This window comes from Peptidiphaga gingivicola, assembly GCF_001652275.1.
Taxonomy (GTDB): domain Bacteria; phylum Actinomycetota; class Actinomycetes; order Actinomycetales; family Actinomycetaceae; genus Peptidiphaga; species Peptidiphaga gingivicola.
In genome coordinates, this window is the sequence record NZ_LVZK01000003.1 from 60,575 (window position 1) to 73,032 (window position 12,458).

Genomic DNA, 12,458 nt, shown 5'->3' on the forward strand with positions numbered 1-12,458 from the left:
TTTAGGCGTCGATCCGATCGCGGTCCACAGCCGCAGCCCCCTCGACGATGAATTCCCTGCGCGGAGCGACGTCGTTGCCCATGAGCAGCTCGAAGACGGTCTCAGCCTCCATAAGCGCCCGTTCGTCCTCCATGCGGATCCGCCGCAAGGTTCGACGCGAAGGGTCCATCGTCGTCTCCGCGAGCTGGTGGGCGTCCATCTCGCCGAGGCCCTTGTATCGCTGAATGGGCTCGCGGTAGCTCTTGCCCGCGCGCTCGAGCTTGCGAAGCTCGGCGTGGAGCTGGTCCTCCGAGTACGTGTATATGTAGCTCTTCTTGCCGCCTTTGCCGCCGGAAACTTCGATTCTGTGAAGCGGGGGCACCGCGGCGTAGACTCGCCCCTCCTGAACGAGCGGGCGCATGTAGCGGAAGAAGAGGGTGAGCAGAAGGGTGCGAATGTGGGCGCCGTCGACGTCGGCGTCTGTCATCATAATGACCTTGCCGTAGCGCGCCGCGGGAAGGTCGAAGGTCCGCCCGCTTCCCGCCCCGACCACCTGGATGATCTCGGAGACCTCTTTGTTTTTGAGGATGTCCGCCGTCGAAGCCTTTTGGACGTTGAGGATTTTGCCGCGGATGGGAAAAAGGGCCTGGAATTCGCTCGACCGCGCGAGCTTGGCGGTTCCCAGGGCTGAATCCCCCTCGACGATGAAAAGCTCGGTCTCGGCCACATCCTCGCTCCGGCAGTCGGCCAGCTTCGCCGGAAGGCTCGAGGCTTCGAGGGCGTTCTTGCGCCGAGAGATCTCCTTGTGCATGCGCGCTGTCACGCGGGCGCGCATCTCCGCCACGACCTTCTCCAGCAGCCTGGACGTCTCCGTCTTCTGGTCGCGCTTGGACGATCCGAGGATCGCGCCCAGCTCCCTCTCGACCACGCCGGAGACGATCCCGCGAACGGCGGACGTGCCGAGGATCTCCTTGGTCTGCCCCTCGAATTGCGGCTCGGGCAGGCGCACGGTCACCACGGCTGTCAGGCCGGCCAGGACGTCGTCCTTCTCGATCCTCGGGTCTTTCGCGCTCATCTTCAGGCGCCGAGAATTCGATTCGACGAGCGAGCGCACGACTTTCATGAGCCCCTGCTCGAATCCGCTCTGGTGCGTTCCCCCTCCCGGAGTGCGAATGATGTTGACGAAAGACTCCACTCGCGTCTCGTAGTCCTTGCCCCAGCGCAGCGCGACGTCGACGGCGACGGCTCGCTCAACCTCGCGGCTGACGAGGTGGCCCGATTCGGCGTCGAGAACGGGGACCTTCTCGGCGAACGTCCCCTCGCCGGTCAGGCGCATCGTCGCCGTGACCGCGGAGTCGGGCGCGAGGAAATCGACGAAGTCCACGGTCCCGCCGTCGAAGCGGAAGGTTTCCGTGCGAGGGCCCTCGTGCGGGGCCTGCCCTTCGTCGCCTTCCCCTTCGGCATTTTCCCCTGCAGTGCCCTCCCTCTCGTCGACGAGGGAGATGGTCAGGCCGGGCACGAGGAAGGCCGTCTGGCGGGCCCTTTCGACGAGCTCTTCATAGGAGAAGGCCGCCGAGGCGAGGAAGATCTCGGGATCGGCCCAGTAGCGCACCCGCGTGCCGGATTTGTTCTTGGCGACTTTGCCGACGACGTCGAGCACCGAGGACTCGGTGAACGCCGAAAAGGGGGCGCGGGGGTCGGGGCCGGATGCGCCGTCGGAGAAGCGCCCCGGCTCCCCCCTGTGGAACTGCATCTGGTAGGTCTTCCCGCCGCGATCGACCTGGACGTCCATGCGTTCGGACAGGGCGTTGACCACGGAGGCCCCGACGCCGTGCAGACCGCCGGAGGAACCGTAGGACCCTCCGCCGAACTTCCCTCCGGCGTGCAGCTTGGTGTAGACGACTTCGACGCCTGAGAGCCCCACGCCCGGAACCTCGTCCACGGGGACGCCGCGGCCGTTGTCCCGCACCTCGACCGATCCATCGGCGTAGAGGCGGACCTCGACGGCGTCCGCGTGGCCTTCCAGCGCCTCGTCGACGGCGTTGTCTATGATCTCCCACAGGCAATGCATGAGGCCGCGCGAGTCGGTGGACCCGATATACATTCCGGGTCGCTTGCGGACCGCCTCGAGGCCTTCGAGGACCTGAAGGTGCCTCGCGGTGTAGCTTTCGTTAGACGTCACTCGCACATCGTACTCACACGCGCCCCTTTTCAGGCATCGGCTCGCACAATCGGGCGAATCTCACTTTCGCACTTTTATTCGACAGCGAACGCCGCCGCCAGCCGATGGGCTCGTTTTAGCCTGCCTCAGCCGATGCGTTCGCGCTCGTCACGCACCGAAACCGCCGAGGCCACCAGCTTCTCGAGGTGCGCATTCGCGTGATGTCCGCAAAACATAAGAACCCCATAGGGCATCTCCACGCGAACGTAGGCTTGCGCGCCGCAGGCGTCGCACCGGTCGAGAGCGGTCATGGCGCCGTCGTGGACGGCGGAGTCGTGCTTCATCTCGTCGTTCGTCAAAGTAGCCACGGGTATATACAAGCACGTGAGACGGCCTACGCCAGCGCCGAAAGCCCCGCTTTCACCTCGGGCTAAATGAGCGCTCTGCTACACTCGCGTGCCCCCGGCGGGCTTGGGCGCGGCGGCGAGACGGAATCGGAAGGCGAGGCAGAATCGGAAGGCGGCGGCGAGGAAGAATCCGTTCGGAGGCCGTCGGCATTGCGCAGAAAGCGGGAGGCCGTCGGCATTGCGCAGAAAGCGGGAGGCCATCGGCATTGCGCAGAAAGCGGGAGGCAGACGCCGTCGAAGGGACTTCCATGGTCGAAGCGGCTTCCACGAGGCCGTCGGGGCGGGCCCGACGTTTGCCGCGAGGCAGAGGGCGTAGAATTCTTTGGACACGCACACAGCGGGACTTTCGCTCTTTGAGGAGCCTGGCGGCGTCCGCGCATCGACGGGCCGAGCGCGAATGGAGGGGCCATGGGGTATGCCGTCGTCGATGTAGAAACGACGGGGCTCAGCCCTGTGCGCGATCGGATCGTGGAGATCGGAGTCGTCTTGCTGGACGAGTCGGGCGAGCCGGAGGGCGAATGGCAGAGCCTCGTCAATCCTCTGCGCGGGATGGGGGCGGTTTTCGTGCACGGCCTGACGGATGCCGACGTCGCCGACGCCCCGACGCTTGCCGATCTGCTTCCGCAGATTCGCGGGCTGTTCTCCGGCAGGGCACTCGTGGCGCACAACGCGACGTTCGACGTCGGATTCCTCAACGCGTCTTTCGCCCGGGCGGGCTATGGCATGCACGTTCCGCGCGAGGCGACGGTGTGCACGATGGAGCTGTCGAAGATCTACCTTCCGCCGGGAAGGCACGGATTGGCCGCCGCGGCCGAGCGCGCCGGCGTGGCGACGGCAAAGCGTCACCGCGCGCTGGCAGACGCGCACACGGCTGCCGGCCTGCTGCGGCACTACTTGAACGCCGAAGCCGACGGAGTTCGCTACGCGGAAAGGGCTTTCTCGCGCAGCGGCGAGGCCGTAGAGCCCGCAGCGTGGATCGAGGCGCGCGGCGCGGCCGCGGAGCTCAGTTGGCCCGATTTCCTTTTCTGACGCGGATCGGGGCCTTCGAAGCGCAGCAGCCGACGCTCTATTTCGCCGTCCTGCGGCACGGCGCCTGCGCGTTAGCCGGGGCAGCGGACGCGCAGCCCGCCGATCAGTCGAGATAGTCGCGCAGCACCTGAGAGCGCGAGGGATGGCGAAGCTTCGACATCGTCTTGGACTCTATCTGCCGGATGCGCTCGCGCGTGACGCCGTAGACCTTCCCGATCTCGTCGAGGGTCTTCGTCTGCCCGTCGGTCAGGCCGAAGCGCATCGCAACCACGCCCGCCTCCCGCTCCGAGAGCGTGTCGAGGACCTGGCGCAGCTGCTCCTGAAGCAGCGTGAAGCCGACGGCGTCGGCCGGGACCACCGCCTCCGAATCCTCGATGAGATCGCCGAATTCGGAGTCTCCGTCCTCGCCGAGGGGCGTGTGCAGCGAAATCGGCTCACGCCCGTACTTTTGGACCTCAATGACCTTTTCCTCGGTCATGTCGAGTTCCTTGGCGAGCTCGATCGTGGTCGGCTCGCGGCCGAGGTCCTGAAGCATCTGACGCTGAACCCGCGCGAGCTTGTTGATCACTTCGACCATGTGGACGGGGATTCGAATGGTGCGCGCCTGGTCGGCCATGGCGCGAGTGATCGCCTGCCGAATCCACCATGTGGCGTACGTGGAGAATTTGAAGCCCTTCGTGAAGTCGAATTTCTCGACGGCGCGAACCAGCCCGAGGTTGCCCTCTTGGATGAGGTCGAGGAAGAGCATGCCGCGGCCCGTGTAACGCTTGGCCAAGGAAACCACCAGGCGGAGGTTGGCTTCGAGGAGGTGGTTCTTCGCCTGCTGCCCGTCGCGCGAAATGAGCTTGAGCTCGCGCATGTACATGCGGTCCTTGGCCTTGTCGAGCGAACCGGATTCGAGGATGTGCTGGGCGTAAAGTCCGGCTTCGATGCGCCGGGCGAGTTCCACTTCCTCTTCGGCGTTGAGGAGCGGAACCTTGCCGATCTGCTTGAGATAGTCCTTGACGGGGTCGGCAGTGGCGCCTGCCACGTGGACGCGGACGGCGGGCTCGTCCGACTCGTCCGAGTCCTTCATCGTGAAAGCGCCCTTGGATGCCGGGATCGCGTCCTCCGTCAGGTTCCTCCCGCGGGGGCGCTCCGTTCCATCCTTGTCGTCGGAATCTTCCCCTTCCTCGTCCGAGTCGGCGTCCGCATCGGCCTCCTCCGCGTCCGCCGAATCGTCCAGTTCGTCGGAGCCCCGGTCGAGATCGTCCATATCGACGTCGGAATCGACGCCCCCGTTCTGCGCTGCGCCCGTCTCGCCCTCGGCGTGCCCGCCTTCATCGGCGCGCTTCGCCGAAGACTTCTTCTTCGAGGAGGCCTTCTTAGACTTCTTGGCGGGCTTTGCCGCGGCTTTCGACTCGGAGGCCTGTTCGTCTGCGGCGCCCTGCCCGGCGGCCTCTTCATCGGCCTCGGACTTCGAAGCCGAAGACTTCTTGGGCGCGGCCTTCTTCGCGGAAGCCTTCGTTCCAGACTTCTTGGGCGCGGCCTTCTTCGACTCCGATTTCTTCGTCGAAGGCTTCTTGGAACCCTCCTGGCCGTCCTTTCCCTTCGCCTCCTTCGAGCCGTCCTCGCCCTCGGCTGCCTTGGCGTCCGTTTTCTTCGTCGCCGTCTTCTTGGCGGCGGCCTTTGCGCCCTTCCCAGCAGCCTTCGCCTTCTTCGCGGGAGACTTTTTCGCGGAGGATTCCTTCTCGGAGGCCTCGCCGGCCTTTTTCTCCCCGGAGGCCGCCGTCTCCTTGCTCTTGGCCGACTGCGGCTTGTTCGTGGCTGGCTTCTCGGCGCCGTCCTCGCCCTGCGCCTGCGAAGCCGTCTCGTTCTCGGTTGCCTGTGCGGATATCGTTGCCACGTGGGACCTTTCACCTAGGTTTTCTCCCGAACCAGCCGATTGTGGGCATAGTTCTAGATAGTGTCTATAACGCGCAAGCGGCGGAGGCAATTCCCGCCGCTTGCGACTGTGAGCTAGTTCTCCAGATCTGCCTCGAGGAGCCTAGTCCTCGAAGACTTCGACAGGAGGACACGTGCAGCTGAAGTTTCGGTCTCCCCACGGCCCGTCGATCCTCCGGACGGGCGGCCAGTACTTCGTCTCGACGAGGCGGCGTACGCGCCGGGCGTCGTCGCCCCCCTTCCTGGCCGCCAGCGCCCCCGGGTAGGCCGCGAGCTCGCGCGAATAGGGATGGCTCCATTCGTCCGCAGCGATGCACTCGGCCGTGTGCGGCGCGTTGGCCAACGGGTTGTCCTCGGCGGGCCACCTTCCTTCGCCGACGTCCCTGGCCTCGGAGACTATCGCCTCGACCGCGCGGCAGAACCGATCGAGCTCGCCTTTGCCCTCTGACTCGGTCGGCTCGACCATGAGGGTTCCGGGAACGGGGAAGCTCATCGTCGGGGCATGGAATCCGTAGTCGATGAGCCGTTTGGCGACGTCGTCGACCGTCACCCCGAATTCCTTGAGGACCCTCGTGTCGAGGATGCACTCGTGGCCCACGAAGCCCCCGGGCCCGCGATAGAGGACGGGTAGGGCGCCTTCCAGCCGATTCGCCACGTAATTGGCCGCGAGAACCGCGCTGGCGGTCGCCTCCTTCAAACCGTCGGCGCCCATGAGCCGCAGGTAGGCCCACGTGATGGGAAGGACTCCCGCGGAACCCCACTGTGCTGCCGCGACCCTTCGCCCCTCGCCCGGGAGGAAGGGCGCCAGATGCCCCTTGGCGCAGACGGGGCCGACGCCCGGCCCGCCGCCCCCGTGCGGGATCGCGAAGGTTTTGTGAAGGTTGACGTGTGACACGTCGCCTCCGAGGTCGCCGGGCCGCGCATAGCCGACGAGGGCGTTGAGGTTCGCGCCGTCGATGTAGACCTGTCCTCCGGCCTCGTGGACGGCGGCGGTCACTTCCCGCACGTGCGGCTCGAATGTGCCGTGGGTCGACGGATACGTGATCATCAGGGCGCCAACGCGTCCCTCGTTGTCGGCCAGCGCCTCGCGCAAGGCGTCCATGTCCGTGGAGCCGTCGCGCGCCGTGCCCACAACGACCACTTTGAATCCCGCCAGCGCCGCTGAGGCCGCGTTGGTTCCGTGGGCCGACGCCGGAATGAGGCAGACGTTCCGATCCGCCTCGCCGCGCGACTCGTGGTAGGCGCGTATGGCGAGCAGACCCGCGAATTCCCCCTGGCTTCCCGCATTCGGCTGGACGGAGACGGCGTCGTACCCCGTGATGTCGGCGAGCCACCTCTCGAGGTCGCCTATCATCTCGCGATATCCTGCCGTGTCCTCCTGCGGCGCGAAGGGGTGGATTCGGGCAAAGCCCTCAAGCGTTATGGCCTCTGCCTCCGCGGCGGCCGTCAGCTTCATGGTGCACGAGCCGAGCGGGATCATCCCCCGGTCGAGGGCGTAGTCCTTCGCCGCGAGCTCGCGCATGTACCGCATGAGCTCCGTTTCGGTCCGATGGGAGTGGAAGGCCTCCTGCGCGAGGAAGCCGTCCGCTCGCAGCCCCGAGGCCGGTATGTCGCCGATTCCTGTCTCCTTTGCGGTGGCCGGCGCCGCTCTGCCTTCCGACTTTCCCTCCGCCGCCGGATCCTCCTCGCCGAAGGCGGACAGGGTCTGTGCGACGACGTCGAGGTCGCCCGCACGGGTCCTTTCGTCCGTTGAGAGGCGAATCGTCGAGGAATCCCTGACGAAGACCCGGACGCCGCGTTCGGCGAGCGCCTGGGCGGCCTCCTCGGCTCGGCCCGGCAGCGAAATCTCGAGGGTGTCGAAGAACGGCTCCGGCTTGACTCGCACTCCCGCCGAGTCCAGGGCCCGCGCGAGGGCGCGGGCTTTCTCGTGTGCCTCCGAAGCGATCCGGCGCAGGCCCTCCGGTCCGTGGTAGACGGCGTACATGGAGGCGAGAATGGCGAGCAGGGACTGCGCGGTGCAGATGTTCGACGTCGCTTTTTCCCTGCGGATGTGCTGTTCGCGCGTCTGGAGCGCCAATCGGTAGGCAGGATGGCCGTCGGCGTCGCGGGAGACGCCCACAAGACGGCCCGGGAGCTGCCGTTCGCGGGCCTTGCGCGCGGCGATGTAGCCGGCGTGCGGACCGCCGCCGCCCATCGGCTGCCCGAGCCTTTGCGCGCTTCCGGCCACGATGTCCGCGCCGAAGTCCCCGGGCGGGGTCAGGAGCGCAAGGGCGAGAAGGTCTGCAATCACGATGAGGCTTCCGCCCTCGGCTTGAACGGCCTGAGCAAGCTCCCGATAGCGTCCGACGTCGCCGATCGAGCCCGAAGCCGCCGGATACTGGACGAGCAGGCCCGCACACCCCGAGACGTCGACGTCGCCGCCGAGGACGTCCACGTCGACGATCTCCAGGCCAAGGGCCGCCGCCCGAGTGTCGATGACCGCGCGGGTGTGGGCGAAGACGTCCGAATCGACCGCGACCTTCGTCTTTCCCTTGGCGCCGCGCACGGCGAGGGCGACGGCCTCGGCGGCCGCGGACGCTTCGTCGAGAAGGGAGGCGCCCGCGACGTCCATTCCCGTCAGCTCGGTTGTCAGCGTTTGGAAATTGAGGAGGGCTTCGAGCCGTCCCTGCGAGATCTCGGGCTGGTACGGCGTGTAGGCCGTATACCACGAGGGATTGCAGAGAATGTCGCGCACGATGGGAGCGGGGACCACGGTGTCGTAGAAGCCCTGGCCGATCATCGACGTCGTCACCCTGTTGGCCGACGCGAGCCGGGCGAGTTCGGCGGCGACCTCGGCTTCGCTCAGGGCTTCGGGCAGTCGGCTCGGCGGAGGCGCAGGAAAGGGAAGGGCCTTAGCCATGAGCTCGTCGAAGCTGCTCGCCCCCGCGGTTTGAAGCATGGCCTGCCTGTCGGCGCCCTGCGTCCCGACGTGTCGGCGTGCGAAGGACATCATGCCTCCTTGGCGAACGCCTCGTAGGCCGCGCTGTCCATGAGCTCGGGCCGCTCGGCCACCTCGATTTCGTAGAGCCATGTTCCATGGGGATCGTCCGTGGCCAGCTTCGGGTCGTCAACGACGTCCTGATTGACCGCCACGACCTTTCCGCCGGCGGGGGCGACCAAGTCCGAAACCGATTTCACGGACTCGATCTCTCCGCATGCCTGCCCCGCAGTCACCTCGCTTCCCACCTCGGGAAGGTCGACGTACACGGCCTCGTCCAGCGCGCGGGCCGCGAACTCGGTGATGCCGACGCGGGCGGGGCTGCCGGCGGATATCCACTCGTGGTCTTCGGAGTACTGGCGGTCATCGGGGTATGACATCTTGGTTCCTTTTGTTCGGACGGATTGATTGTTGGACGGATTGATTTGCGGACGGCCGCTCGCCTGGAAGGCATCCGGCTGCCCGGGCCGCTTGAGGATTCACCAAGCCGCTTGAGGATTCACCTGGGCCGCTTGTAGAACGGGAGGGACGTCACGCGCATGGGCTGCAGCGTCCCCCGCACGTCGACGTCGAGAACGGCGCCTTCGACGATTCCCGGTTCGAGGCGGGCGAGCGCAATGGGATATCCGAGGGTCGGCGACAGCGCGCCCGAGGTCACCTTTCCGACCTCGCGCCCCTCGCTCATCGCCGTGTTGCCCGCCCGGGCGGCGCGGCGGCCTTCGCCGACGAGCGCGTAAAGGTCCCACGTCGGTTTGCGTTCGGCCAGAGCCGCGCCCCCAACGAATTCGTGGTCCGCCGGCAGCCGCGCGGCGCCGGCGTCCGCGGGGGTGACGTCGCGCCCGAGCTCGTTGCCGTACAGCGGCATTCCCGCCTCGAGGCGAAGCGTGTCGCGAGAGGCCAGGCCGCAGGCTTTGGCCTCGATTTTCCGCCATACGTCGGGTGCGGCGGAGGCGGGGAGCATGATTTCATAGCCCGTCTCCCCCGTGTACCCCGTCCGCGCAATCATGGCGGGGACGCCGTCGACCTTCGCTTCGAGGGCGCGATAGTATCCGAGAGCCGCCACGCGTTCGGCGTCCTCCGGGCCGAGCAGCGCGACGACGGCCTCGAGCGACTCCGGCCCCTGCACAGCTATGAGCGCCCGTTCGAGGGTGCGGTCGACGATGGAATGGCTTTCGGAGGCCTCGTTCTTGGCGCACCATTCGCGCCCGCGCCGAGTCAGCTCTTCGACCACCGTGATTCTGTTGGCCCCGTTCGGAACGACGAGGTACCTGGCCTCCTCCAGGCGGTAGACGATGAGATCGTCGATGATCCCTCCGTCCGGTGCGAGCATCATCGAGTAGCGGGCTCGCCCCGCCGGCATGGTGGAAGGCTTCGTGCACAGCGAGTAGTCGAGAACCGCGGCCGCCTGAGGCCCCTCGACCTCGACCTGTCCCATGTGGGACAAGTCGAACTTCCCAACCGATTCTCGGACCGCCCGGTGTTCTTCGCGATCGGACGTGTATCTCAGCGGCATATTCCACCCCGCGAAAGGCGTCATAGTCGCCCCGGCGGCGACGTGCTCGCCGAATAGCGCGCTCGGGCGCAATTCCTCCATTGGACCTCCTCGACCCTCCATTGGACCGTCTTGTCGGACGCTTCCCTCCATCGAATGGGCCGCGTCACATTCTTCGTTTCGATGCTACCGCGCGCCGGCCGGATTCGCGAAGCCGCGCCCACGCCGGATCGGCGATCGTCGCCTGCCCGCCGAATGCCGCCGTCCGCGCCGAGCCGGCCTCACTGCCGTCGTCCGCGCGTCCGCCGAATTCACTTCCGCTGCAAAGTCATGTTGCCATCGACCGCTGTTGCGGCGTCGACCGGGAGCCACCGAATTGCAAGCATGAGTATTGCAGTTTCCCGACTGAACGCCTTTTTCGCGCTCAAGAGAAGTCACGGGGAGACGTGACCAAAAACAGGTCAACAAGCGTTTTCCCGCAATCTAGAACGTAAGATACGAGAGTTCGATGAAAGAACGCATTCATACGTTAATAAAAGATCAAAGGATAGAGATGACACGGTTTGTTGTCGATGCTTCAGGGCTCCGATCGCAGAACGACGCCATGAAGAAATCTGAGGCCGAGGTGGCCTCCTCCGCAAAGAAATACCTCGATTCTTACGCACCCGGCTTGCAGAACGCGTTGCCGACGGCCGGCCTTTACAACGCCGTCGCCGAGGCGAGCCGTCAGCTGACAAGCAACCTTCAACTCACTTTCAACCAGCTGCACACGGTTCTCATCGGCACGTGCAACCAGGTAGACGGCGCGATCGATTACTACGAGAAGACCGACGAAGACAATGCTCGCTCATACGACCAGACACTGGGAGAAAACCGATGACAGCCCAGTCCATTCTCGATTCGCCGCCGCCGGCCAAAGAATTCGAGCGCTTTGACGACACCCTCATGGGCGAGGCCTTCGACCTTCTCAGCCCGTCCTACTGGGTGCTCAAGATCCTCTCGTGCCTCAACTTCGACCCGATGAAGATCATCATTAAGCCCTTCTCAGGAGACTACGAGGCGGCGGGGCAGCATGCCAGTGCGTACGGGCAACTCGGCGAGGCCTTCGACGCACTCGCCGACGAGCTGGGCAAACGAGCCGCAGACATGACGGCTCAAGAGATGTGGGAGGGGAACGCGTCAGCGAACTTCGACGCCCACATGACGGAGCTCGTCGGCGGAGTGCGGACGCTTGGCGCCAACCTGAAGGAGGCCTCCGCCGGTTTCGACGACGCCGCCCAACGGATCTACGGCCAGTACATGATCGCCAGCCAGCTCCTGACGACCTTCCTCGACTGGGTGACCGAGACGGTTCTCGCCGCCATAAGCGGCATCGGATGGCCCACGCTCCTCGAAAAAATCCCCAGAGGCTTTGGGTTGGTGCGCCGCATCCTCGACTGGTTCGACAACCTCGCCGACGCCGTCCGCACGTTGAGGGCGGGGCTGTTCGAAAAGATAGGAAAACTCGTCTGGCAAGGAACGGGCAGGCTGGGAGACGCCCTCGATTTCGGGAAGTACCTCAACGCAGCCGGAAGATCCACAAGAAGTTGGGGAACGCTCGACGACATTGGCATGGGAGCCCTCACGGCGGGAAAGAACCTCGACAAACTGTCAGACTGGATAGACACGCATGATCTAGCAATAAAAGGTCTGCAGATAGCACACGCGACGGGTAGAAACACGGAAATCAATCTGACGGCAAATGGCACGTTGCCAAACCCCTCTTTGGGCGACGAAACGCTCGGCTCTCAGCCGCCCGGCGTCGCCGACGGATCCGGTTCGTCCATGTTCGGCATCGGCCTTCCCGGGTCTCCCAAAGGGGAGCTCCAAGGCGTGTCCACCGCTGAAATACACCAGAAGGAATCATGACGGAAGGGCAAAAGAAGTCATGACCGCAAGTGAACAAAGCAGACGCGACCGAGGAAAGGAAAACAGACATGGCTGAAAAAGAGAAAACGAAGATGGACGAGGGCAAGATGGAAGAGCCGCTCCCCGAAAGCTTCCCGCGCACTCCTCCTCCTTTCACCGACGGATTCATGCGGGAGACTGAACGGCGCTATTCGAACCACCGCAAAAGCCTGGCCTGGCTTGTCAAAAACGCCGAAAGCGAAGACATTCGGCGCAAAGCCAAAGAGATGCTCGAGGGCAGGCGATCCGTTTACGAGGTGCTGCGCGACCCGGAGTTCGGGCGAATGGCCGACAGGAGCATCGAACGCCTGCAGCAGGTCATGAAGGCCGAGTCGATCGACCCAAGCGACCCTTCGACCTTCCCCGACCGGAAGAGGCTGGCCGAACTCGTCGGAAAGTACGGCGAAGGCGAGAGCCTGGGCCGAGGCGAGGACGCGAAGGACGACGAAGCCGACCGCCGCAGGGCCGCCTTCGACAGGCGGCGCCGAAGCGACGAGCAGCACGAAGGCTTCGGCGCCGGGCGTCGTTGAAGCGGCTCAAGCG

Annotated in this window: 10 protein-coding genes; 4 read left to right on the forward strand and 6 right to left on the reverse strand. The window is 65.4% G+C overall.

Translation table 11 applies throughout. The annotated features are described in order from the left end of the window. Position 1: 1 nt before the first annotated feature. Positions 2 to 2,161 (reverse strand): DNA gyrase/topoisomerase IV subunit B, encoded by a 2,160-nt coding sequence (locus tag A4H34_RS08800; RefSeq protein WP_082903180.1) that lies wholly within the window; start codon positions 2,159 to 2,161, stop codon positions 2 to 4. A gap of 125 nt (positions 2,162 to 2,286) precedes the next feature. Next, a complete protein-coding gene (locus A4H34_RS08805) occupies positions 2,287 to 2,508 on the reverse strand; it encodes a DUF7455 domain-containing protein (protein ID WP_331711617.1) in 222 nt (73 codons plus the stop codon). 447 nt (positions 2,509 to 2,955) lie between these two features. Here A4H34_RS08805 and A4H34_RS08815 point away from each other — a divergent pair, with 447 nt between their 5' ends. Next, on the forward strand, positions 2,956 to 3,576 hold the full coding sequence (locus A4H34_RS08815) for a 3'-5' exonuclease (protein WP_009199675.1): 621 nt from the start codon (positions 2,956 to 2,958) through the stop codon (positions 3,574 to 3,576). A 103-nt stretch (positions 3,577 to 3,679) separates the two neighbouring features. On the opposite strand, the gene A4H34_RS08820 is transcribed toward A4H34_RS08815, so the two are convergent. From A4H34_RS08820 to gcvT, 4 genes are all read right to left on the reverse strand, one after another. Then, a complete protein-coding gene (locus A4H34_RS08820) occupies positions 3,680 to 5,461 on the reverse strand; it encodes an RNA polymerase sigma factor (RefSeq protein WP_064231852.1) in 1,782 nt (593 codons plus the stop codon). A 141-nt stretch (positions 5,462 to 5,602) separates the two neighbouring features. Further along, positions 5,603 to 8,491, reverse strand: a complete 2,889-nt coding sequence (gcvP, locus tag A4H34_RS08825; protein ID WP_064231853.1) for an aminomethyl-transferring glycine dehydrogenase — start codon at positions 8,489 to 8,491, stop codon at positions 5,603 to 5,605. Then, the gene (locus A4H34_RS08830; RefSeq protein WP_064231854.1) at positions 8,488 to 8,856 is read right to left on the reverse strand and encodes a glycine cleavage system protein H; all 369 of its coding nucleotides are present in this window, start codon (positions 8,854 to 8,856) and stop codon (positions 8,488 to 8,490) included. The genes gcvP and A4H34_RS08830 overlap by 4 nt, the downstream gene beginning before the upstream one ends. A 119-nt stretch (positions 8,857 to 8,975) precedes the next feature. Further along, a complete protein-coding gene (gcvT, locus tag A4H34_RS08835; protein WP_009199680.1) occupies positions 8,976 to 10,070 on the reverse strand; it encodes a glycine cleavage system aminomethyltransferase GcvT in 1,095 nt (364 codons plus the stop codon). A gap of 451 nt (positions 10,071 to 10,521) precedes the next feature. Here gcvT and A4H34_RS08840 point away from each other — a divergent pair, with 451 nt between their 5' ends. From A4H34_RS08840 to A4H34_RS08850, 3 genes are all read left to right on the forward strand, one after another. Next, positions 10,522 to 10,848, forward strand: coding sequence for a hypothetical protein (locus tag A4H34_RS08840; RefSeq protein WP_040323442.1), 327 nt, complete (start codon positions 10,522 to 10,524; stop codon positions 10,846 to 10,848). After that, a complete protein-coding gene (locus A4H34_RS08845) occupies positions 10,845 to 11,876 on the forward strand; it encodes a WXG100 family type VII secretion target (protein ID WP_009199682.1) in 1,032 nt (343 codons plus the stop codon). Before A4H34_RS08840 ends, A4H34_RS08845 begins: the two co-directional genes overlap by 4 nt. Before the next feature lie 68 nt (positions 11,877 to 11,944). Further along, positions 11,945 to 12,445, forward strand: a complete 501-nt coding sequence (locus A4H34_RS08850; RefSeq protein ID WP_009199683.1) for a hypothetical protein — start codon at positions 11,945 to 11,947, stop codon at positions 12,443 to 12,445. Positions 12,446 to 12,458: the final 13 nt, after the last annotated feature.

Coding starts and splice junctions, on each gene's coding strand:
- A4H34_RS08830 (WP_064231854.1), bottom strand. CDS start 8,856: ATGTCATACCCCGATGACCGCCAGTACTCCGAAGACCACGAGTGGATA.
- gcvP (WP_064231853.1), bottom strand. CDS start 8,491: ATGATGTCCTTCGCACGCCGACACGTCGGGACGCAGGGCGCCGACAGG.
- gcvT (WP_009199680.1), bottom strand. CDS start 10,070: ATGGAGGAATTGCGCCCGAGCGCGCTATTCGGCGAGCACGTCGCCGCC.
- A4H34_RS08850 (WP_009199683.1), top strand. CDS start 11,945: ATGGCTGAAAAAGAGAAAACGAAGATGGACGAGGGCAAGATGGAAGAG.
- A4H34_RS08815 (WP_009199675.1), top strand. CDS start 2,956: ATGGGGTATGCCGTCGTCGATGTAGAAACGACGGGGCTCAGCCCTGTG.
- A4H34_RS08840 (WP_040323442.1), top strand. CDS start 10,522: ATGACACGGTTTGTTGTCGATGCTTCAGGGCTCCGATCGCAGAACGAC.
- A4H34_RS08845 (WP_009199682.1), top strand. CDS start 10,845: ATGACAGCCCAGTCCATTCTCGATTCGCCGCCGCCGGCCAAAGAATTC.